The sequence below is a fragment of the Methylomonas sp. 2BW1-5-20 genome (assembly GCF_052474515.1).
Map to the genome: position 1 here is coordinate 3,042,393 of NZ_CP184127.1, position 22,172 is coordinate 3,064,564.

The following is a 22,172-nucleotide window of genomic DNA, read 5'->3' on the forward strand; positions in this document are numbered from 1 at the left end:
TACTTGCCAGCCTGATCGGTTTAGCGTCCATGACCTAGATAAATTGCCTCCACCCCCTTTAAACCACATCACCGTAAAACCATGCAAACCACAAGCTCTACGGCTTCCGCCACCACTAATATCCTGCTGTTATTTGCCACGGTCACCTTTAGCGGCGGCGCGGTAATGATTTTGGAATTGTTGGGCACACGCATCATCGCGCCCTATTACGGTGTCAGCTTATTTGTCTGGACTGCGTTGATTTCGGTCACGATGATCGCATTGGCGTTGGGCTACTACTTAGGCGGCTTTCTAACAGACCGTTACCAGAGCATACGGCTTAACCATGTCATACTTTTGGCGTCGGTATCGACCGCGCTGATTCCGTTTATCAACGGCCCGATTTTGGCCGCCACTAATCCCTTGGGTATTCGCGGCGGTGCATTTGCCAGCGCCTTGTTACTATTTACCCTGCCTTTGACATCGCTAGCCATGGTCGGCCCGTTCGTCATCAAGCTGGCTACTCGCGACTTAAAGGGCGTCGGTAGAGCCGTCGGCTCGGTCTACGCAATCAGTACAGTAGGCAGTGTGATTGGCACCTTATTGCTGGCTTTTTATTTGTTGCCGCAGTTCGGCACGCGCGCGATCGTGTTTTGCCTAGCCATGCTGTTGCTGTTACTGGCCACTATCCTCATGGTACTGGAAAAGCAAAAATTTGCCGCACGCAACTCCACCCTGCCCTTGTTGCTTGCCGCCGTTCTAACCAGCACATTGACTGCCAACGGATACGCCAAACCGGCACGCGTCAGCAAAGACTTTACCGTCTTGCACGAAGAAGAAAGCATTTACGGCTGGGTGCGGGTAGTGGACGACGAACGTAAGGGCTTCAGACTTCTGCTATCGGATTCCTCCGTGCTCAGCGCCGTGGAAAAAGCCCACGGCCGCAGCTTGCTGGGTTATCAAACCATTATCGGCTTGGTGCCGCCGCTGTTTCGTCCCAACGCCAGCCAAGCCTTATTGATTGGCTTGGGCGGCGGTCATGTAGCCCGCGACTTAAAGGCCAAAGGCTTGACCACCGACACCATCGAAATCGATCCGGCGGTCGCCGATGCGGCGCAAAACTATTTCAATTTCAAACCGACCGGCGAGTTTTTAGTAGGCGACGCCCGCTATGAAATCAAAAAACTGCACAAGCAGTACGATTTCATCGTTCACGATTGCTTTACCGGCGGCTCCGAACCCACGCACATGCTGACCCAAGAAATGTTGCGCGAGCTAAAAGGCATGTTAAGTGAGCAAGGCGTACTCGCTCTGAACTACGTCGGCTATACCAAGGGCGAAGGCGCCAATGCCGTCACTTCGGTTTATAAGACGCTGGCCAGCGTGCTGCCGAATATCCGTGTATTCATCACGGAAAAACAGGAATTTACCGATTTCATTTTCCTGGCGTCCAAGCAAGAGCTCAATCTTACGCCGGTTGACCCGAATCAAGATCGCGCTGTGCAATGGCTGAAGGATCACGAGTATGCGATGACCGATACCGACGGCATCATCATTACCGACGATTACAATCCGATGGAAAGCATGCAGGTGCGTAAGGCGGAAAGCTATCGGAAAATCTTTATGGAAAGGATTGATCCGGCATTATTGTTGCTGTAACAGTACCTCTATGTAAGCCTGATAATTACATTTACTGCGCATAAAGAAAGTATTGTCGCTCGCCGGTATATTGGCATTCCGGAAGCCGGGGAGTTGAACGCAAAATCATGCTTTAGGCGGGTAGTGAAGAATTGAGGGGCCGTTTATGAACGCCGAGCGCAGGATTTTATGGTCGTGACGGACGACGACGAAAGCACGGTTATCTGCACTTGTCGCGAACCGTTCGCGGGCAGTTCGCAAACCGCCGCATTGATAGTTGTTACAGATATCCGCGCGCATTTCGCGGGGCAGGACGCAGCCTTGCTCGCCCTGGTATAGACAGGCGTTGTGACAATGCTCTTTAGGCAGGTAATCCAGGTAAATAGACACCACTTCGCATAGTTCCAGGCCCTGTTTTTCAGTTACGAAACGCATTAGCGTCTTATGGTCGAGGAAGGCATTATTGGCCGCGCCATGAAAACAGCAGAAGCCCTGGCATACGGCACACACCAGACCTAGTTGAGCGGTCATATCGGGAGAGTCCGGCTGGCTAGAATCTAACATAAGCTCGCTGGATACTCCCTCGGAGAACTCCGAGACAATCAGCCCGTGTAAAAAATCCGCCAGCAGTTGACGGTCTTCCGGTGCTAGCGGGACTAATTTTGGCTCCCAATACGGCACAACGGCAATGGGAAAAGTTTCGGCTTGGGCAAGATCCAACGCTTGGGCAGCTTCGCGACGATAGCCAGCCAACTGGTTTTCCAGAAACTTTTCTCGACAGCGCCAGTTACCGCAGATGGTGCCGGCGAATTGCTCGTGCCTACTCAAGGGAGTGTTGCAATACAGGCAATTAGTCATGTGTTTGCTCGATAAAGGAATTGTTGCGGGCATCATTTGCCAAAACCAGCAAAGGAATCATATCTGTGTCGGACGGCTTTTGAAAATATTCCAGTCAAGATCGTTGAAAAGTCCTGCTTCGGTTTAGCGGTATGGATTTGGCATCGCCACGGTAAAGCACTGTTGTAGTCGATTTTCATATACCTGCCGGCTGTGCTTGCTGCCGGTCGTGAACTCGAGTTTGCGGGCCGCCTTGGCGCTGCAAACCGACAGCAATGGCTTTCAAGTCATAAAGTTTCACCCGCCGGCCTGCCAAACGGTTCGCCGGAGACTTTCTGCGTCATAACCGCCACGCCACACGTTGCACACTCCGTGAAACCCCCTCCAGCGACACCTCATTTCCAAATACCCAGGCCACTAAACGCGGCGAGCCCGAAGCCTCCTCCAAATTTAACGAAAACTTAATCACTTACACCGTATGCCACACATCTAAAGCTGATAAGCTCAAGCCTCTGCCGTGCCCGGTAAACACCGGAATCACCTTTATCCCGGCAGGATAAACCAACAAGCAATGCCAAATGGCTTACGAAAGGCCAGCCTGCCAATCAGGATTTCTTTGAGGAACAATCATGCGATCCACTAACCACACGTCTTATGCCGCCGTGCCTTTTCTGATCTTTGGCATTATTTTGTTGTTCGCGTTTTTCTTGAAATATTTTGAACCGATGCTGCCGAAGGTGCTGCAGAACTGGGCCGAGCATTTGTCGATCGCCATGATCGTGGCGGTAGTCATCGGCTTGACCTATGAATATACCTCGCACTTGTTTCGCGAAGAGATTTTGAAGAATTTGCTGCATGAGAGCCAGGAGCAGGTTTATCAGGCGCTCAAAGCCTATAGCGTACTTACGCCTGTCGAAGTATTCCGCTTGTTGAAGGAGATAGCCAGCCAGATCAATCAGACGCCAACCCTGATGTATCCGGCCAGACCGGAGAGCAACGAGTACACCTTTACCGAAAGCATGGATTTTTTCGACACCCTGGTAAATATGCGGCCCAAGGAGATCATCAAAATTCTCAATACCTGGGTAGAACCGAAAAGCCATCCCAATCTGAAATATCTGGCCAGTGATTTTGTCGGCAAGTATCAACTGTTGGATGTGGCCGACGAGTTGCGGCGTCAGGCGGAACCGGTGTTACAGATGGGCAACTTGACGGCAGAAGACAGGGGCTGGGTATTAAATTATCTCTGGGCTTATTCGCGTTGCGAGACACCTATCTATAAAACCCTGGGCGAAGTGATGCGTACCACGTCCGATCATGAAATTGAAAAGTGGATGCTATTTCTACCGGTACAAATGCCGTCCATCGAACTGGCCGCTATGGTCAATGATTATCTGGAGCGGGAAGCCCCCATCGCCGACGACAATTTGTTGCTGGTGATTCAGGCGGTTGCCGCGTTACATCGCGCACAAATGACCAACGGAGTGGCCTTGCTAAAGAAATTTCCAAACCGCTTTGGGCCGCATCACCAGGACGATGTCGAGCGGATATGGCGGAATTACGCCTTGGTACCGGAAGAATTGAAGGGGATATTCTTGCCAGCTTGATCCTTGTGTCATTCGTTTCTGAATATGCCGTAGGCTAAATAGCCCAAGCACAAATATTTTTCATGGGACCAACCTCAAAACCCACCGTTGTTATGGATACATTGCCATAACCCATACAAAAACAATCCTTTAAATCGCCCCAAACCCAGCCCTGTGATATATTCCCGCCACACTGACCTGCCCATATGGGCAATATAGCCTCGGCGAAACAGAGGGTATAGTGCGGTCAGCCTTGAAGCAGTTCCGATAAAGCTAACACCCTCGGCCGCCCCGGAACTACTTCAAGGTTTACCAACATCCCACGGGATGCAATTTGTGCAATTGCATGGAATCTCGGCCATAAGGGCGATCAAGCACTTGCAATGTATACGGTAGCTGGAAGCTTGGAGGATTGACGACTTAATCCTTTTCCGGCCGGGTTTAGAAGAGCCTAGTCTCAGCAATACAGATCGAGAATTTTATGAACTTGAAACGCCAATCGCTACTTGCCATCTGTTTAGGTCTCGCCGCCCAGATCGGCAACGCCCAGGACGTGGCGCCGGCTAATCTGGAACAAATCCGCAAAACCGCTGCGGATTTCGAACACGGCCGGATGGTCAAGCAAGATTATCGCCAAGCATTTGACATGTACTGCAAGGCCGCGTTACAAGGCGATGCCGAATCGGCTTACAGCATGGGGTTTATGTATTTCAATGGCCGTGGCGTAGCCCGCAGCATTCCGCTAGCCAGTCATTGGTTTAAATTAGCCGCAGAGCATGGCGACACACATGCGCAACAAATGCTAACCCGTTTTGGCGATGTCACCCCCAGTGACGACCCAGCCTGCCAACCGCAGGTACCGGAACCCAAAGTTAAACTGGTTGCCGAACCCAATCCTAAGCGCGAACTGGTCGAAGCCTGGGTTAAAGAGATTGCACCGATTTACAGTATCGATCCACAACTGATCATGGCGGTAATTCAAGCCGAATCAGCTTTCAACCCTAGCGCGTTATCCGGCAAAAACGCCCAAGGTCTGATGCAGCTGATTCCGGAAACCGCTGAGCGTTTTGGGGTGAAAGACAGCTGGAATCCGATTCAAAACATCAAAGGCGGCACCGCTTATCTGCACTGGCTGTTACGGCATTTCGAAGGTAAAGTCGATTTAGTGCTGGCCGCTTATAACGCCGGCGAAGGCGCGGTAGAACGCTATCAGGGAATCCCTCCCTATCAAGAAACCCGCAACTATGTGAAACAAATTCTGGCTGCGTATCAAAAACCGACTCATCCGGTACCGCCGCAAGAACTGCAAAAAAATCTGCTTATCGAACAAAAAACCTAAGTTATCGCCAACTCGCCTAAGCTACCGAAGCTTAGAAATACGGTATTTCGTAATACTGACGACATGCCGTATCCCCTGAGTCCCAAGACATCGCATTACCTAGCTCCCATCCGATCTTTTCATTCGCTACAAATCCTTTAAACAACAAGTAGTTAACTACAGCCACTCTCAAGACCAAAACTCCTGGCATAAGAATTGATCCTATAAAGCCAACAATCCTCGGTTAACGAGATTTTTGGCCACTCAATTCATAAAGGTTTTTGCCATGAAAGTTGATAATTCGATCTTATCCGTCGCAGCAGTGGCTGCCATCGATTCAACCGGCGTTGCGCTATCCGTTCTGATGGAGGTGCTGTGATGGATATGCAAATCAGGCATCAACCCCACAAGCCAACGGCGATTTCATCGGGTATCGCCCAACGTTGGCTCAGCCACATACCGGAATGCGAAAGCCTCAGCGCATGTTGCCAATTAAACCAAAGCCGCACTGAGATTGCCGCGCTGGAACGTGCGCTGGCGATCAGCCAACAGCAACTGGCCGATGCCCGCCGGCAAATCGAATCCCTTGCCGATGCGCGTAAAACCTTGGAACAGCAACTGCTGGAAAGTAACGAAAACTACAGACGAGCGCTGCATTGCGCCCATCACGACGAGTTAACCGGCCTCCCCAATCGAGTTTTGTTGCAGGATAGACTACAGCAAGCCATGGCCCAAGCCGATCGCCAGCAACAACCGGTCGCGCTGTTATTTATCGATCTGGACGAATTCAAAAACATCAACGACGAACTCGGACACGCCGCTGGAGACCAGTTACTGAAAGAAGTAGCGGGACGCTTATCGGCTTGCCTTCGTTATGGCGATACCGCTTGCCGCTACGGCGGCGACGAATTTTTGGTACTGTTGGGCGAAGTCGAAGCCGATCACAGTGTCGCGGCGGTAATAGAAAAAATCCAGTCCCAGTTGGCGGAAACCTGCATCATCAATGGCAAACCGGTTTCAATCACCGCCAGCATCGGTGCGGCTATCTATCACAACGATGGTCAAAGCGGTACCGACTTACTCAAACGAGCCGACAGCGCGATGTATCGCGCAAAAAAAATGAAACTCTCACAAGAAAATTGAATGTCCCCGGAAAACCGGATCAGCGGCGGCCGCTACGCCAGCTATTGTAGGGGCCGACGCTAGCCAAAATGTCCTGCCGCGCATCTTCAATCCCGCCCCAGCCTTCCACGCTGACCCATTTCCCTTCTTCCAGATCTTTGTAATGTTGGAAAAAGTGGGTGATCTTAGCCAGCTTATCCGGCTGCAAGTCTTTGTAATCGGCAACATGATTGTAAAACGGCGTCAAGCGCGGCGCCGGCACTGCCAGCAATTTAGGGTCCGGACCGGCCTCGTCTATCATTTTCTAAACACCTACCGGCCGGCAATTGATCACGCAACCGCTTAGCAAAGGCGTGGGCGTGGATGTGATGATCATCACATCCACCGGGTCGCTGTCCTCGGACAAGGTTTGCGGGATGTAACCGTAATTGCAGGAAATTGCATCGCGGTGCCCATGAATCTGTCCACGGTTAAGGCTCCGGTGTGTTAATCCACTCCGTATTTGACCGGATCGCTGAACGCAGGAATCTCGACCACCACATTTATTTCGAAGGGAATATTGCCGCCGGCGGCAACTTGCATAAATGACATCAATTCCTCTTTGAGTAAGCTGAAAACGCTGTCATTATAGCCGCCGTTATTGGGCTATCGGGATTAAATAAGGTGTTAGGCAGTCTGCGAAAAATGACCAGCGCATTGGCCGAGCCAGTGCAATACCGCTTGCCAATCGGCGAACAGGAAATCGAATTGAACCCCTTATTGGGTAAAAAACTGTCGCTACGCTACAGCGGCCAGATTTTTTGCGTGCATTGCGCAAAAAAAACCAACAAAAGCTTCAATCAAGGCTATTGCTACCCTTGCTTCATCAAGCTGGCGCAGTGCGATATGTGCATCATGAAACCGGAAACCTGCCATTACGCCGCCGGCACCTGTCGCGAACCAAGCTGGGGCGAGGAGTTTTGCTTTCAACCGCATATCGTTTACCTGGCCAATTCTTCCGGCATCAAAGTCGGCATCACTAGGCAATCGCAAACTCCAACCCGCTGGATCGACCAAGGCGCGGTGCAAGCTTTACCGGTTTTCAAAGTCGCATCCCGCCATCTATCGGGCTTGATCGAGGTAACCTTGGCGCAACATGTCAGCGATAAAACCAGCTGGCAGCAAATGCTGAAAAACAACACCGTACCCTTAGATTTGGCCGCCGTCCGCGATCAATTGCTGAAGGAATGCGCGGATCAATTGCAAGGCATCTCCGCGCAGTTTCCGGACAGTCCGCCGCAATTGCTCAGCGATGCCGAATCCCTGAACCTGGACTACCCGGTGTTGCAATACCCCAGCAAGGTGAAATCGTTTAATTTCGATAAAGAGCCGCTGGTGTCCGGCATCTTGGAAGGCATCAAGGGCCAGTATTTGTTGTTCGATACCGGCGTAATCAATATACGCAAATTTGCCGGCTATGAAGTGGAAGTAACAGTCTGAAGGTCGTCGCTCAAACCTTGCTCAATCACTTGCACCCGCTGAGTAATGCCGCATAGCAAGGTGTAAGGGATGGTATCGGCATGGCGGGCGATTTCCTCGACCGGCAGCCCTTCGCCCCATAAGGTGACAGGATCGCCGGGTTGCGCGTCAGGCTGACTGTGCAAATCGACGGTAATCATATCCATGGACACCCTGCCGATCAGCGTCACCCGCCGGCCGTTAACCAGCACCGGCGCGCCGCTTTTGGTGTGGCGATGATAGCCGTCGCCGTAACCGATTGATACCACCCCCAAGCGGGTCGCGGTTTGGCACTGCCAAGTACCGCTATAGCCCACCGTTTCCCCGGCCGCTACATCCTTTACCGCGATCAGCCTGGAATGCAGACTCATCACCGGTTTTAACCCAAAATCCGCGCCTATTTTGCCGGCAAACGGCGAACAACCGTATAGCATCAATCCCGGCCGCACCCAATCGCTGGCCCTGTCCTGAGCGGAACCGAAACGGACATTGGGCCAACCGATAATCCCCGCGGAATTAGCAATGCTGCATGCGCCGGGATAGTCTTTTACCGCATCGTTAAACAAATCGATTTGCCGGCGAGTTTTATCGTCCAGCAAATCATCTGCGTTGGCGAAATGCGTAATCAGATTGATCGGTTGTTCGACCAGCGCGCAACCCTGCAATTGCCGGTAAGCGGCACTGAAGTCGGTGCCTTTAAAACCCAGGCGATTCATGCCGGTATCCATTTTTAACCAAACCGCAAGTTTGCCTACGGCGTAAGCTTGCTGTTGTAAAATGGCGAGTTGCTGTGGAGTGTGAATTACCGCCGCCAGTTGAAACTTCAACAGTTGCAGCAATTCGTCCACGCAGACAAAACCTTGCAACACGGTGATGGCTTGTTTAAATCCGGCCTGACGCAGTCTGACACCCTCGTCCACCCGCGCCACCGCAAAGCCATCCGCCAAATCCAATACGCCAGCCACCCGATCCATGCCATGCCCGTAAGCATTGGCCTTGATCACCGCCATGATTTTGTTGTCCGGCGAGTAACGCTTTACTTGCGCCAGATTGTGGCGCACTGCCTCCAAATCCAAACGCACAAAAGCCGCAGGCGTCATTCGTAATCCTCCGGGCCGTTATAGACGCCGGCAAAATTCTCGAAGCGGGTATATTGCCCCAGAAAAGTCAGCCTTACCGTACCCAACGGTCCGTTCCGCTGCTTACCGATGATCACCTCGGCAATCCCCTTGTCCGGACTGTCTTCGTGATACACCTCGTCGCGGTAAACGAAGATGATCAAATCGGCGTCCTGCTCGATCGCACCGGATTCCCTTAAGTCGGACATAACCGGCCGTTTGTTGGGGCGTTGTTCCAGATTCCGATTCAACTGCGACAACGCGATAACCGGCACATTCAACTCTTTGGCCAAAGCCTTTAGGCCTCTGGAAATATCGGAAATCTGTTGCACCCGGTTGTCGCCGCTGGATGGCGATTGCATCAATTGCAGATAATCCAGCACGATCAAACCTAATTGCCCATGCTCACGGGTCAAACGGCGGGCGCGGGAACGGACCTCGGTCGGTGTCAAGGCCGGCGTGTCGTCGATAAACATCTTGGTTTCCGCGAGCAGGTTGATCGCCGAAGTCAAACGCGGCCAATCGTCGTCGTCCAGTTTACCGGTGCGCACCTTATGTTGATCGATACGGCCCAACGACGACATCATCCGCATCGCCAAGGCTTCGCCCGGCATCTCCATACTGAATACAGCCACCGGCATACCGCTTTTCAGCGCCACGTTCTCGGCCATATTCATCGCGATAGTGGTTTTGCCCATGGACGGCCGGCCGGCGACGATGATCAAGTCGGATGGCTGTAGGCCGGAGGTTTTTTCGTCCAGATCGGTAAAGCCGGTACTGGCCCCGGTTATATCGCCGTCCAGTTCGTAAAGGGTTTCGATTTTATCGATCGCTTTGGCCAACAAGGACTTGATGGAATGGAAACCACCCTGGCCGCGCTGGCGTTGTTCGGCAATTTCGAATACCTTGCGCTCAGCGTTTTCCAGTAAATCCGCGGTTTCCCGGCCTTCGGTGGTAAACGCCGAATCAGATATTTCGGTACCGACATGAATCAATTGCCGCAGCACCGAACGGTCGCGGACAATATTGGCATAAGCGACAATATTCGCGGCGCTGGGCGTGTCCCGCGCCAGCATGCTCAAATAGGCCAGACCGCCCACATCCTGCAACTCACCGGTGGTTTCCAGTATTTCGGATAAAGTCACCACGTCGAAGGGGTCTTGCTTTTCAGCCAGTTGAGCGATGGACCGGAAAATCAGGCGATGATCGCGGCGGTAAAAGTCATTCTCGACCACCTTGTCCGCCACCGAGTCCCAGGTTTGATTGTCCAGTAACAGGCCACCCAATACCGATTGCTCGGCCTGAATGGAATGCGGCGGCACTTTTAAGGATTCGACAGCTTGATCGGGAGTGAAATAATAATCTTCGGACATGGCACGGAACGGTTGCAAACAATAGCGGCGGATTATACCCGGCTATGCCCCAATAGCGGCAGCGGCAAACTCCCGCCGAGGCGCGCAAAAGCTTACTGTCGTTCGGATCTCGCCGTAAAAAGCAATAGAGCGTTCTGGTTTGAGGCAAGGAACGGTCCCGCTTTTATTACCATCCGGAGTAGTCATAGTACCCGCCGTAACCGGCGTTGAATCTATTCATGTCTCGGGCAGCGTCGTACATTGCTTCCTCTCGACGAATTTCGTCCTTAATAGCTTCATCTTGCTGGATAATTTGCTGTGCTTCCCTGTAGTCGCCTTCTCTGAGTTCGTGCATGACATCTGCCTGTTCTTGGGCATCTATAGCGTATATTTCTCTGTCCGCCATGGCATCGACTCTGTCATAGCCATAAACCAATCTAAAACCATCAGCCATCACTGTTCCACTGGTAAAAATCATCACTAATCCAATCGCTGTCATTTTTTTCACGGCACGATCCTTATTCAAAAGTTAACGCAAATGCTTTCATCTTGTTCACCAAGCGGGTGACTATCCCATGAACTGGTCTTTAAACTACCCAGATGAACTTAAAGGCGTCTTAACTTTTAACGGCTGCGGACAGAATCGAGCGATTATTGATATTGGATATTTCTATGAGGTCGCAAGTCGCAGAGACATGGGCTAACACAGCCTAGCTGCCTGCGCTAGCGTGGCTTCTCGGTAACTTTTCAAGTTTGCGATTTTCCGAAAATACAAAAAGTACTTTGTCAGAATGAACTATTCATGTGGCGTGACGGATTCACTGCCTAGGAACCCATGATTTCAATTCTATTTCGGGAATGACTGATGAATATTCATAACATTTTACGCGCCACAATTGCTTGCTGTGCAGCAACGACCAGTGGCGGTGCGAACGCTTCAATTATCGACTTTGATTCGCTCTCGCTTGTTGGCCCCGATACCTATTTTTCGGCCGGCCCAACAAGAGATTTGAATATTGCAACGGGAGATAGTGCTACGCCAACGGTTTCAATTACCGGTGGGACGGTATTGACTAATGAGACCTTTTTACCGGCAAACCATACTTCGCTGTATGGCACTGCATTTTTCGGTACAACTTATCCGGCACCGGCTCATGCCTATTCGCCTGCCATTGTTCTGAAATTTGCAAATCCGATTTCTAACTTCTACCTGGATGTGTATAACGGACAGGTTTTTAACGTGACCTATACCGTTTCAGATAACCTTGGACATTCCAGCTCATTTTTACTGGCGCCAAATCTTAGTAGTGGAACCAGTCAAATAGGATTTGCGGCGGCCGGGTCGGTGATTACTATTACTTCCGATGCCGGCAATTTATGGGATTTCTCAATAGACAACATTGGATTTAACGAGGCGTTACCGACGACCATTCCAAGTACGGTGCAGCCAACCCCGTCAACATCGTCGCCCTCTGATCCGCCGATTACGCTAATTGCCCTGGACCAGCCGCCGCCAATACCTTCTCTGACGCCTGAACAACGAGAATTAGAAGGTCTCGATAATCAGAAGCGTAAAGGGCGCCACGGCGACCCTTCCCGAGTGAGGGCACAAGGATTTGATGACTCAGTGGCGACGGTGCCGTTGCCGCCATCGTTGCTTTTATTCGGTTCGGCGTTGGCGGGAATTGCCGCCATTCGCCGGCGCCAAATAGGCAGGTATTTAAGTTAAAACCAGGCGTAAATTTAGGCGCACTAGGCAAACAACCTGAGGCTAAATTGACGCAAAACGAAACAACTTGAAATCAAACCGCCAACCGGGGAGACTTAATCAGTTTGAGGATAATTGCAAACAAACCCGTTACCGCATCGCCCGCTTTGCCAGTCATCGGACCAAGTTATCATAATCTAGCATTATGCCTTTTTCTGAATATTGGCAGACCAAATAAGCCGGACCCAAAAAGTATTCCTGCAGGTGTTATCGGCACCGGTGCGAGCGTTGAAGTGGTACTGGCATTTAAAAAAGCGCCGCCGGTAGGATTGGCAAAATTGTCCAAGTCAAGTGAATTGATGTGTCCGATTAAGTCAACGGAACCCGTATTGCAAGCTGGCCCGGTACCTGCGGGGCAATAGCCATAATCGTATACCCGCACACTACCCATGGTAGTCAGCGTGCCGCCCCCTTGTTGGCTCACGGTAAAATAATCGGCCTCAACAAACGGATCGGCGGGAAAAGTAAGAGACTGGTTGGTATCTAAACGGATACGGCCACTGAAAATGTGATTGTCCAAAGCTGCGTCATTGGAATGGGTGGTCAGGGTAAAGTCCAGAAATGCCAATGAATAGAACATACCATTGGTGTAAGTAATACTGCCCAGCTTGAACGGGTTTTCAGGGCCCAGGCCAGCCACCTCCACCGGGCTACCGCTGAAGGAAAATTCATTCATGCGCGCTGTCGGAAACCGGTTTTGGTCGTATCCGAAGCTGACTGAATTTCCCGATAGGCCGACGGTTATGCTAGAGGGGTTATTGATAGCACCCGCGCACGTGGAATCGCCGCCGCAAACATCAATAGGTGTGCCATTGACCGATAGTTGGTTGTTGAAGGTAGCGGCTGCACTGGCGAAGCCGCCCATAGTGAATTGGGTAAAGTTCGCCGTTACTGTTACCGGACTAGCGTAACTGCCCGCCGTCGCCGTGGTAAGTGCCAGTGTCGCTAGAATTGGGGACAATTTCATGGTCAATATTTCTCTTAAAAGGCGCGGCGTTACAGAAGACAAAGCCGCAATTGCCGAATGCGAATGTAACAAAATGAGGATTTAAAGCGCTGAACTATGGTTATCAGCCTGGCAAATACTGTCAAACGGATAACCTTCAGCACTGAAAACGACCGCTTCAATTTCAGTTATGCCGACGCTTCAAACTCAAAAACCCCAACAAGCCGGAACCAAACAACCAGATTGCACCGGGCACGGGTACTGCGGCTGAATTGCCGAATCCCGATTCAGTTTGCAAGCTGTACCCAGGATGAGATTGCAGCCAGACCGGGTCTATATAGAAGTAGGGATCCATATAAACCGACGCTTGGCCGTCACCTTCTCCGGCAAGCCCTTGAATACTGGCCGTCATCAACGATTTGAAAGTCGTATTCGCCTGGACATAAATCTCGTAAACAAACGAAGTCGAGAAGCTATCGTCATTGTTTTTGCCAAACTCATTCCCGAAATTGGCATGGTAGTTATAATCTCCATTTGATGCGTTATAGTGGTTATAGGTTGAAGTCGCCGCATCGGCCTGTGAATCGAAAATCCCATTTGCCTTAACTTCTTGCAAGTCGAGATAACTCTTAATCTCTCCGCCAAAGCCAACACCACTGGTCTTATGACCGTATGTCTTACCCGAGATAAAAACAGGAACATAGCCACCTGGACCAGTGACGTTGACAAGGTATCCGATGGTGCCTGCGCCCGAGAAGCTAGCGCTTAATCTATCCTCATAGACCCAATGATGTGGCCCGTTAGCGGCCGAAACCGCATAGCCTTGTAGCGAGATTATCGGCGCGACATTGGTGTAGATGGAGCCACTAACACCCGCATGGTTACCCCTGTCACCCACCACGTCACCGGTATCATAGTAGCCATTGGCTACATCGCCCCAATTGCCAGGCGTCTGAACACTGTTAGCAACGCCGGTGTAAGTAGCAAAGTCATAAATATAATTTTGGGCTGAAGCATCGAGAGATATTGCGGCATAACCGGCATGGGCAGTGGATATAGCCGAGCAGCACAGCATAGTTAGCAGCATTGAATTGATGGGTATGGCGTTGCTTTGCATATTTTCCTCTTGGGCGTTATTTACAAAAATCTCCCGGCTGAACGCAATCTGCGGGCTGGGTTTTATGGGTTAAGATCCACTGAGTTTCGGCATACCAGCACGCGACCAGGAGCTCTGTGATGCTGACAACGAATTACCTTGGGTTGTGAACACGAGCACATTCTTCTGTTTCCAAGCCCGTTTGTCTAGCCAGCCCTGTCCCGTATAGGCGGGACAAATCCTAAAGTTTTTCCAGGGTAACGATCACCAGGGCCGCCGTTGAGTGATAGACTCAAACCATGAGCCATTCTGTCCTTATCGTCGAAGACGACCCGCAATTCCGCGCGACTTTTGCTGATGCCATTGCTAGCGCCGCCGATTTGCGTTTAGCGGGCGTGGCCGACGATTTGCCGGCCGGACGCCGCCTGCTGGAACAGACTAAACCGGATGTGCTTTTGGTTGATATTGGCTTACCCAGCGGCAGCGGTATCGAATTGATCCGCTGGGCCCGGCAGTTTTTGCCACGCTGCGATGTAATGGTGATCACCGTGTTTGGCGATGAACGCCATGTGCTGCAATGTATCGAAGCAGGGGCCACGGGATATTTACTCAAAGGCGCGAGCAGCTTGGATATTGTCGAACAGATTCGGGCCTTGTATCAGGGCGGCAGCCCGATTAGCCCGGCGATAGCCCGACAGCTGCTGATCAAGCGCTTTCAGAACAACGGTGGTGAATTCTTGGAGACGCAACGCTTGTCGACTCAGGAACGCACAGTGCTGGAAATGAGCAGCAAGGGCTATAGCTACGAAGAAATCGCCGGCTTGATGCAGTTGTCCAGCAACACAGTCGGCACATACGTGAAACGCATCTATCTGAAATTACAGGTCCACAGCAAGAGCGAAGCGATTTATGAAGCGCGCAAGTTGGGGCTGTTGCGTGATTGAATCGAATACGGTGGCTTTAGAGGAAAGCCTGAGAGAGCGAACCCGTGTCGATGCAGTGGCCTTGTTTTTGGCGCACTGGCGCATGTCTTTGCTGGCGGTATCGCTGCTTACCATGGCCGTTTTGTATGTTTGGGGCGAGTATTGGCCCCGGCATTTGCAATTGGTTTGGTGTATAGCGGCCTTTGGTAACTATTTAGCGCAATCGTTTGTCTCGTGGAAAATGGAATCCGAGGAATCCTTAGTGAAGGCGATTCCTCGCTATATGCCGTGGCTATTGTTTTCGGGCGCTGTTAGCGGCATCGTCTGGGGTTCGCTGCCCTGGCTGTTATCTCCGCCAATACCGACAGTATTTGCTTACGTCAGTCTTTTCAATTTGATGCTGGTGTTTTGCGTGGTTAATTCGCCTTGCACACAAAAGATGCTGATTTGCGCAGTACTGCCGGTGATGCTGCTAAACACCTCGGCGCTGGCCTTCCGTAGCGAGTTGGTCTACGCGGGTTATTTTCTGGCAGTAATAAGCTTGGTTCTTTTATATGGTTTGCGGATGCAAGCGGCTATCCACAACACAATGACCGAACGCCACCGTGCTAGGGACCTTAACGAAGCATTGACTCGGCAGCAGAAGCAATTGGTGTGTGTCGAGCGTGAAAACGCCTTATTATTGGAGCGGCAACGGTTGATGTATGACATGCACGATGGCCTGGGCTCGACTCTATTGGCTACTCTGTGCGCCATTGAACGTGACGATTTGCCGCAATCAGCCGTCATCGACGCCTTGCGCGGCTGTGTGGATGACCTGCGCTTGGTGATCGACTCATTGGAGCCGATGGAGCATGATCTGGTGACTTTGTTAGCCACAATCCGTTATCGCATGGGGCCGCGCCTGGCAGATGCCGGCCTAACTTTGGACTGGGACATCCATGATTTACCGGAACTGCCCTGGCTGGAACCGCCTGACGCCCTGCATGTACTGAGATTAGTGCAAGAAGCCTTAGCCAATGTGCTTAAGCATGCTCGCGCCGACCGCGTAAGATTGGCCACCCGAGTATCGGAAGATCATGTCGAAATTTATATTGAAGACAACGGTTGTGGATTCGACCTAAATACCGCCACCTTGGGGCGCGGTTTGCGCAACCAGAATCGGCGTGCGGAATATTTAGGAGGTGAGTTAAAGATCGAAAGTGTGCAGGGAAAAGGCACCCGTCTAAAGTTATGCCTCCCTATTTTAAGATAGTTTAGGCAGTAGTCGTTCGGGTCAAGTCGATTCGTTATTGTTAAAGTTCATCGAAAATCCACTTCGCAAAAATAGGCCATCCGCATGAAGACTTGAGCCGGCAATGGCCGAAGACCTATTTTGTGTAATGACTAATGACGCTTGATATTTGCACGAAAATAACTCACATCAGGCACTAATCCATCAGGCAATCACCCTGAGCCAATTCGTAGTAGTGATCCGAATTCTCGGCTAACTTCGAGACGACTTCAGCATCCAGCACCCCGTCCTCCACTCTCTGCCGCAAATACTCAAGTATTTCCGCCAGTTGCATGCCCTCCCGATACGGCCGCGATTGCGCCAAGGCCTGAAAAATATCGGCCACACTGATAATCCGGCACTCCAGTTCCAATGACTTGCCGATAGTCTTGAACGGATAACCATCCCCAAGTAGGTTTTCATGATGCAAACCCGCCCATTGCGGGATCTTGGAGTCGGTAAATACCCGCTGCAAAATCCGGTATGTATCGTAACTGTGCCGCTGCATGCAGGCCCGCTCCTCGGTGGTCAGACTGCCCGGCTTATCGATAATATCCTCGGAAACCCGCAGCTTGCCGATATCGTGCAACAAACCGGCAATTTCCACCTGATCCAGATCGCAGCCTGTTACCCCCAAATCCAGAGCCAATTGCCGGGCAATTTGCGCGACTCGCTCCGAATGCTGCTCGGTATAAGGGCTTTTCGCATCCACCACCCGCGAGAACAGCCGCGCCATTTCCCGCAACGACGGATAAGCCAAGTCCACCGTTGGCAAATCCCGCCCCAGCTCTCGCAAGTCCTCGTCCAGATAATCCGGGTCCATCGCCAGCCAAAACGCCTGACTTTTCGCCAACTCGGCAAACACCGTCAGTAATTCCGGCGCGAACAACGATCCCGAATAACTTAGTAAACGTTCGACAATTTTCGGCGCGGCCACCAAAATTTGCTCACTCGCCAGATACGGCGCCTGCAGTACATCGATACGATCCGCCAAAAACAGTAAATTGGCACGTAACCTAATCCTGGGCGACAGCGCTAACTCTAGTAAATCCTCCCACCGCGTGTGATGGTAACGAATTTCTTCCGCCAGATATGCTAGGGGCGGACAGGCTTCCAGATACTCCGCGCCGCGTAAGCAATGCGCCTCAGCACCATCCCATTCCAGTGACTCGGTCAATTGCCGATGCTCGCGCACCTTGGCCACTCCGCAATCGTGCAGCATGCCGGCATACAAAATACTCAATCTGTCCACCGCCGGCCAATCCAGTTTACCGGCAATATGCCAGGCCATCATCGCCACCCGCTTGCCATGCTTCACTTCATCGATACCGACCAAATCCAGCGCGCAACTCAAGGAAATAATCGAGCGGTGCAAATCGATATGCTGACTATCCATATTCTGGACTCCATAGTGAGGTGATAGACACGATGCTAACCCACTTTTACCGGTTCGGCAAAGCAGCTACATAAAATAGGCGGGAAATACGGAGTTTGATTGGAGACGACTATCTGCGCCCGGTTTGCACGACGCCCCTTCGCTTTGTTTATCCTGGAAACACCAGCCAGCACATCCCGCACTTATTCGCTTCCTCTGCCGATCCGCCGTTGGAAATCGGGCAGCGCTTCAGGCTCGCCGAACAAAAAACCTTGAAAATAGTGACAGCCGCAGGTCCGTAAATAGGCAAACTGTTGCTCGGTCTCCACGCCTTCGGCAATCACGGCTATTCCCAAACTCTCGCCCAATGCCAGAATCGTGCGAATGATGGCGGCGTCGTTATTATTGGTTGCCGAATTGCGGACAAACGAACGATCGATCTTCAACTGCGACAATGGCAATCGTTGCAAATAAGCCAAGGACGAATAGCCCGTACCGAAATCGTCCATCGCAAAACTCACGCCCAAATTCCGCAGCCTATGCATCACCGCAATTGTCTCCTCGGCTTCGCCCAGCACCAGACTTTCGGTAATTTCCAGTTTAAATTGTTGCGGATTGCAGCCAAAGCGTTCGAACAATCCTGTCAGTTGCTCCACGAAATGATTTTGACCGAATTGCTTGGCACTGACATTTACCGCCAACGTCAATCCGCACGTTGCCGGGTTTTGCGCCCAAGCCGCCAGCGTTTTGCAGCTTTCGGCCAAAATCCATTCGCCCAACTCATTGATCAGCCCGGTCTCTTCAGCCAGCGGAATGAACTCGTCCGGCGCCACCCAGCCGCGCGTCGGATGACGCCAACGCAACAAAACCTCGGCGCCGATGATTTTGCCAACGACATCCACCTGAACCTGGTAGTGCAGGGTAAATTGCCGATCTTGCATAGCTTGGCGCAGCTCGGTTTCCAGCACGGCGCGCGCATTGATGTGTGCCTGCATCTGAGTATTGTAGGCGCATAATTTATTACGCCCGGCTTGCTTGGCCTGATACATCGCCACATCGGCTTGCTTCAGCAAATCGTCACCGCAAACCGCCGTCCCCCGGAATAAGGTCATGCCGATACTCGCGCTGGAGTGATGCAGTACCGATACCGGCAAGCCTTCGCGGTCAAGTCTAGCCAGCTGATAGGGTTGGCGGAGGGCTGCCAGCAGCTTGTCGCCGATACGTTGCGCAATCGCAATGGCGCTACCCTGATCTTCGCTCAAGGCTTCCAGCATTACCACGAACTCATCCCCGCCAAGCCGGGACACGGTATCCTGTTCACGCACACATTCGGTGATGCGTTTACCGGCCTCGATCAATAACTGATCGCCCAGATCGTGGCCTTGGGTATCGTTTAGTATCTTGAAGCGATCCAGATCCATGAACATCAGCGCGCCATACAACTGGCTGCGCTGACTTTCCACCAAAGCCTGACGTAAACGTTCCACCAGTAAACGGCGATTGGGTAACTGGGTCAACGGATCGTAAAACGCCAGTTTGTGTATCCGTTCTTCATCGAGTTTTCGATCGGTGATATCGACAAAAGTACCGACGTAATGCGTAACGCCGCCCTCCGCATCCAGCACACGGGTGATGCACAACCATTCCGGAAACAGCTCGCCGCTTTTGCGCCGATTGATAATTTCGCCTTGCCAATAGCCCTGCGTGGCAATGCGCTCCCACATGGCCTGGTAAAACAGCCGGTCTTGACGGCCGGAAGCCAGAATTCGCGGCGTTTGTCCGAGGACTTCCTCCGCACTGTATCCGCTCAGGCTGGAGAAAGAGGAGTTGACGCGGATGATGACTTGTTCCGCGTCGGTAATGATGATGCCTTCCTGACTATTTTCGAACACCGACGCCGCCAGTCTCAACTCGGTCTCCGTTTGCCGGCGAAGAGTTTCGCGATCGATATTATCCAACGCCAAGGAAATATCGAGACTCAAACCGTTTAGCAACGCGATCATGTCGGCATTGAAAAAATCCAGTTCGACCGAGTAGACCGCAATCCCGCCAACAACTTTGCCGCCGCGTGATAACGGAAACGTGGCGACCGAGCGGATCGACTCCGCTGCCGCCGCCGCGTGCCAAAGTTCGGTGCTGGGCGAGGATTGAAAGTCATTCAAAATTTCCGGGTGCCGGCTACGCAGGGCCCGCCCCCAAGAACCTTGGCCTTCCAGCCTATCCGCACGTGCGGACACCTTCAAGGCTTTCAAAAAAGACATGTCCCAATCGCTGGCAGCAGCAATGTCTACCCAATCGCCTCCGACATCGGTAAAACCGATGAATACCAAGCGTAAACCTATGGTTTCCGCCAAAATCCGGCAAAGCCGTTCGAGCAATACGGATTCTCTTGGCTCGCGGGCTATGGTATTGACGCATTCGGTCCAAGCCGCATAAACCCGGTTTAACTTGCCAAGATCTTGCTCGGAGCGGCTGATGGTGTCCAACATATGATTGACATTGTCGGCCAAATGGCCGATTTCGTCGGCAGCACCACCATTGGCCGCCCTCACCGAACGTTCGCCGTCGGCAATGCGCTGGGCTACGCCGCCCAATTGTCGCAAACGATCGCTCATCCGCTGCCCCAGCCAGAGCGAGGAGGCCATCAGCACCAATGAGGTAATCGCAATAAACTCGAAATGATTGACGGCCAACGCGCGTAAACTGGCCTTGGTATCGTGTTGATTCAATTCCACTCGCGCCCAACCGACATGCCGTTGCTCAACCATGACAGGCGCCGCGACATCGATCAGATTACTGCTGACGATCACGACTCGAGTTTGCGGCACCTGCGTCAGCAACTCCAGACTGACAGCATCACTCACATAGCGTCCCACTTCTCCGGGTTTAGTCGATGCCAATACTTTGCCGCTCGGATCCAGCACGAAGATACGCTCCAGGCTGGGCATATCGGCGTAGCCCCGCACAATTTCATCGAGTCCAACGAGGTCGTTGGCCAATACCCAGGATTCGCCGCTGCGGGCCAGACCGTTTGCCAAGGCCATGGCCCGGCGAATGTTGGCCTCGTCGAGAAAGTGCCACTGTTGCCGCAACAGCAAACCCGCCAGCCCCAACATAGCCGTCAAAGCCACGCTGCCGAACGCTATCGCCAGTTGCCGTTTCAACGACGCTCTTATCCAATGTCGAAAGCCTAGGCGCGGACAGTTACTCATTGTTCGATCGGCCGTACCGTACGGTTGAAGTTCTCCAAAAAGGCCCGCACCGGCTGATAGGCCTGCTCGGTAGCCGACTCGAAATGCGAAACCGGGACTGCTTGCAGCAAGTTGCGGCCGGCTTCGTCGTTTTGCAGACTAAACAGTTGCCTGGCAAAGCGTTCGACCAAAGTGGCCGGCACGTCCGCACGGACGACCCAGCCATTGTTTACCATAGGCTCGGTCTGCCATTTGACTTCCAACTGCGCGGCCTGCTCCGGATGTTCGACCATAAAGGCTTTCCAGGGCACCGGCCACGTGGCCGCGGCGGCAACATCACCTAGCAGCAGGTTCATAATGGACGATTCCTGGGAACCCACATAACGGTTTTCGATATCTGTATTGATGTTGAGGCCATGACTATGCAGATATTGTTGCGGCATCATGGTAGCCGCCAGCGCGGTGGCGGCCGGATAGGCTATGGCCTTGCCTTTCAAATCGCCGATCAGGCGGATACCGCTATCCTTGCGCACCAGAATGATGCCGCGAAAATCCTCGTCGTCGGCCATCTTGCCGAATACACGGTAGCCATGCGCTAGCGAGCGCACGGTTTGATAAGGATTGGGCATCGCGAAATCGAAATGGCCGCTGTAGAGTTTTTTATCGAATTCCTCATAATTGCGCGACGCTTCCAGCCTTATTCTCACCTCGGGCAAATCGCGATTAATACGTTCAACGATAGGCCCGTATACGGCAAACAGCCGCTTCGGATTATGCAGCGGATGAATGCCGACGATATATTCTTTTAGCGGCCGCGGGCTGCGGTCGCTAAAACTGGGACTGTAACTGGCCTTGGCGGCTGGCGTGACAATTCGTTGCCATTGCCGGCTCAACCAATCGCCGACAGTGGTGCCGTTAGCCGCCCGCGCATCATCCTCGGCTCGCGTCGGCTGGCAAACCAATACCAACACCAACACCAACAAAACACATCTGTACAAATTCGGGACCGACATGATCTACCTCTTTGCCAAAGCCGCGACAACGACCGCAAGCCATTCACGACTTCATACAATAGTCGATAAATACAGCAGCGTGTGCGCAATTCGGCGTTTCGAGAAAAAGCCGGAAAAACCAATCCTTACTACCTGACGCT

At 52.2% G+C, this 22,172-nt stretch carries 17 protein-coding genes and 1 pseudogene; 8 read left to right on the top strand and 10 right to left on the bottom strand.

All coding sequences use genetic code 11. The annotated features are described in order from the left end of the window. Window positions 1-81 precede the first annotated feature (81 nt). Window positions 82-1,638, top strand: coding sequence for a fused MFS/spermidine synthase (locus ACH50O_RS13905; RefSeq protein WP_446808385.1), 1,557 nt, complete (start codon window positions 82-84; stop codon window positions 1,636-1,638). A gap of 105 nt (window positions 1,639-1,743) precedes the next feature. Here ACH50O_RS13905 and ACH50O_RS13910 read toward each other — a convergent pair whose 3' ends face one another. Continuing rightward, complete coding sequence (locus ACH50O_RS13910) at window positions 1,744-2,475, bottom strand: hypothetical protein (RefSeq protein ID WP_446808386.1); 732 nt, start codon at window positions 2,473-2,475, stop codon at window positions 1,744-1,746. Between the two features lie 608 nt (window positions 2,476-3,083). On the opposite strand from ACH50O_RS13910, the gene ACH50O_RS13915 reads away from it, so the two are divergent. The 3 genes from ACH50O_RS13915 (at window position 3,084) to ACH50O_RS13925 (ending at window position 6,501) form a co-directional block, all read left to right on the top strand. Beyond that, entirely contained in the window at window positions 3,084-4,061 is a 978-nt protein-coding gene (locus tag ACH50O_RS13915; RefSeq protein ID WP_446808387.1) for a hypothetical protein, read from the top strand. Between the two features lie 460 nt (window positions 4,062-4,521). Continuing rightward, complete coding sequence (locus tag ACH50O_RS13920) at window positions 4,522-5,379, top strand: transglycosylase SLT domain-containing protein (protein WP_446808388.1); 858 nt, start codon at window positions 4,522-4,524, stop codon at window positions 5,377-5,379. A gap of 357 nt (window positions 5,380-5,736) precedes the next feature. Then, entirely contained in the window at window positions 5,737-6,501 is a 765-nt protein-coding gene (locus ACH50O_RS13925; protein ID WP_446808389.1) for a diguanylate cyclase domain-containing protein, read from the top strand. 19 nt (window positions 6,502-6,520) lie between these two features. On the opposite strand, the pseudogene ACH50O_RS13930 reads toward ACH50O_RS13925, so the two are convergent. Then, window positions 6,521-6,865: pseudogene (locus tag ACH50O_RS13930) on the bottom strand (inorganic diphosphatase). A gap of 299 nt (window positions 6,866-7,164) precedes the next feature. Between ACH50O_RS13930 and ACH50O_RS13935 the strand changes: the two are divergent. Beyond that, window positions 7,165-7,959 carry a DUF2797 domain-containing protein gene (locus ACH50O_RS13935; protein WP_446808390.1) on the top strand — a complete coding sequence of 265 codons (795 nt, stop codon included), beginning with the start codon at window positions 7,165-7,167 and terminating at the stop codon, window positions 7,957-7,959. Here the strand turns inward: ACH50O_RS13935 and alr are convergent. From alr to ACH50O_RS13950, 3 genes are all read right to left on the bottom strand, one after another. Further along, window positions 7,935-9,077 (bottom strand): alanine racemase, encoded by a 1,143-nt coding sequence (gene alr / locus ACH50O_RS13940; protein WP_446808391.1) that lies wholly within the window; start codon window positions 9,075-9,077, stop codon window positions 7,935-7,937. The genes ACH50O_RS13935 and alr overlap by 25 nt on opposite strands. Continuing rightward, window positions 9,074-10,468, bottom strand: a complete 1,395-nt coding sequence (gene dnaB, locus ACH50O_RS13945) for a replicative DNA helicase (RefSeq protein ID WP_446808392.1) — start codon at window positions 10,466-10,468, stop codon at window positions 9,074-9,076. The genes alr and dnaB overlap by 4 nt, the downstream gene beginning before the upstream one ends. A gap of 166 nt (window positions 10,469-10,634) precedes the next feature. Then, window positions 10,635-10,955, bottom strand: coding sequence for a hypothetical protein (locus ACH50O_RS13950; RefSeq protein ID WP_446808393.1), 321 nt, complete (start codon window positions 10,953-10,955; stop codon window positions 10,635-10,637). Between the two features lie 357 nt (window positions 10,956-11,312). Between ACH50O_RS13950 and ACH50O_RS13955 the strand changes: the two genes are divergently transcribed. Beyond that, complete coding sequence (locus ACH50O_RS13955) at window positions 11,313-12,176, top strand: VPLPA-CTERM sorting domain-containing protein (RefSeq protein ID WP_446808394.1); 864 nt, start codon at window positions 11,313-11,315, stop codon at window positions 12,174-12,176. A 169-nt stretch (window positions 12,177-12,345) separates the two neighbouring features. On the opposite strand, the gene ACH50O_RS13960 is transcribed toward ACH50O_RS13955, so the two are convergent. Together ACH50O_RS13960 and ACH50O_RS13965 are read right to left on the bottom strand one after the other, a co-directional pair. Further along, window positions 12,346-13,182, bottom strand: a complete 837-nt coding sequence (locus ACH50O_RS13960; protein ID WP_446808395.1) for a hypothetical protein — start codon at window positions 13,180-13,182, stop codon at window positions 12,346-12,348. A gap of 163 nt (window positions 13,183-13,345) precedes the next feature. Next, window positions 13,346-14,278, bottom strand: coding sequence for a PEP-CTERM sorting domain-containing protein (locus tag ACH50O_RS13965; protein WP_446808396.1), 933 nt, complete (start codon window positions 14,276-14,278; stop codon window positions 13,346-13,348). Between the two features lie 278 nt (window positions 14,279-14,556). Here ACH50O_RS13965 and ACH50O_RS13970 point away from each other — a divergent pair, with 278 nt between their 5' ends. Then, the gene (locus tag ACH50O_RS13970; protein ID WP_446808397.1) at window positions 14,557-15,201 is read left to right on the top strand and encodes a response regulator transcription factor; all 645 of its coding nucleotides are present in this window, start codon (window positions 14,557-14,559) and stop codon (window positions 15,199-15,201) included. Next, the gene (locus ACH50O_RS13975; protein WP_446808398.1) at window positions 15,167-16,435 is read left to right on the top strand and encodes a sensor histidine kinase; all 1,269 of its coding nucleotides are present in this window, start codon (window positions 15,167-15,169) and stop codon (window positions 16,433-16,435) included. Before ACH50O_RS13970 ends, ACH50O_RS13975 begins: the two co-directional genes overlap by 35 nt. Before the next feature lie 175 nt (window positions 16,436-16,610). On the opposite strand, the gene ACH50O_RS13980 is transcribed toward ACH50O_RS13975, so the two are convergent. The 3 genes from ACH50O_RS13980 to ACH50O_RS13990 all read right to left on the bottom strand — a co-directional run bounded on the left by ACH50O_RS13980 (window position 16,611) and on the right by ACH50O_RS13990 (window position 22,032). Next, window positions 16,611-17,849, bottom strand: a complete 1,239-nt coding sequence (locus tag ACH50O_RS13980) for an HD-GYP domain-containing protein (RefSeq protein WP_446808399.1) — start codon at window positions 17,847-17,849, stop codon at window positions 16,611-16,613. 182 nt (window positions 17,850-18,031) lie between these two features. After that, window positions 18,032-21,040 (bottom strand): EAL domain-containing protein, encoded by a 3,009-nt coding sequence (locus tag ACH50O_RS13985; RefSeq protein ID WP_446808400.1) that lies wholly within the window; start codon window positions 21,038-21,040, stop codon window positions 18,032-18,034. Next, a complete protein-coding gene (locus ACH50O_RS13990) occupies window positions 21,037-22,032 on the bottom strand; it encodes a phosphate/phosphite/phosphonate ABC transporter substrate-binding protein (protein WP_446808401.1) in 996 nt (331 codons plus the stop codon). Before ACH50O_RS13990 ends, ACH50O_RS13985 begins: the two co-directional genes overlap by 4 nt. Between the last annotated feature and the right edge of the window lie 140 nt (window positions 22,033-22,172).

Coding starts and splice junctions, on each gene's coding strand:
- alr (WP_446808391.1), bottom strand. CDS start 9,077: ATGACGCCTGCGGCTTTTGTGCGTTTGGATTTGGAGGCAGTGCGCCAC.
- ACH50O_RS13965 (WP_446808396.1), bottom strand. CDS start 14,278: ATGCAAAGCAACGCCATACCCATCAATTCAATGCTGCTAACTATGCTG.
- ACH50O_RS13980 (WP_446808399.1), bottom strand. CDS start 17,849: ATGGATAGTCAGCATATCGATTTGCACCGCTCGATTATTTCCTTGAGT.
- ACH50O_RS13990 (WP_446808401.1), bottom strand. CDS start 22,032: ATGTCGGTCCCGAATTTGTACAGATGTGTTTTGTTGGTGTTGGTGTTG.
- ACH50O_RS13975 (WP_446808398.1), top strand. CDS start 15,167: ATGAAGCGCGCAAGTTGGGGCTGTTGCGTGATTGAATCGAATACGGTG.
- ACH50O_RS13960 (WP_446808395.1), bottom strand. CDS start 13,182: ATGAAATTGTCCCCAATTCTAGCGACACTGGCACTTACCACGGCGACG.
- ACH50O_RS13905 (WP_446808385.1), top strand. CDS start 82: ATGCAAACCACAAGCTCTACGGCTTCCGCCACCACTAATATCCTGCTG.
- ACH50O_RS13910 (WP_446808386.1), bottom strand. CDS start 2,475: ATGACTAATTGCCTGTATTGCAACACTCCCTTGAGTAGGCACGAGCAA.
- ACH50O_RS13970 (WP_446808397.1), top strand. CDS start 14,557: ATGAGCCATTCTGTCCTTATCGTCGAAGACGACCCGCAATTCCGCGCG.
- ACH50O_RS13985 (WP_446808400.1), bottom strand. CDS start 21,040: ATGAGTAACTGTCCGCGCCTAGGCTTTCGACATTGGATAAGAGCGTCG.
- dnaB (WP_446808392.1), bottom strand. CDS start 10,468: ATGTCCGAAGATTATTATTTCACTCCCGATCAAGCTGTCGAATCCTTA.
- ACH50O_RS13925 (WP_446808389.1), top strand. CDS start 5,737: ATGGATATGCAAATCAGGCATCAACCCCACAAGCCAACGGCGATTTCA.
- ACH50O_RS13915 (WP_446808387.1), top strand. CDS start 3,084: ATGCGATCCACTAACCACACGTCTTATGCCGCCGTGCCTTTTCTGATC.
- ACH50O_RS13955 (WP_446808394.1), top strand. CDS start 11,313: ATGAATATTCATAACATTTTACGCGCCACAATTGCTTGCTGTGCAGCA.
- ACH50O_RS13920 (WP_446808388.1), top strand. CDS start 4,522: ATGAACTTGAAACGCCAATCGCTACTTGCCATCTGTTTAGGTCTCGCC.
- ACH50O_RS13935 (WP_446808390.1), top strand. CDS start 7,165: ATGACCAGCGCATTGGCCGAGCCAGTGCAATACCGCTTGCCAATCGGC.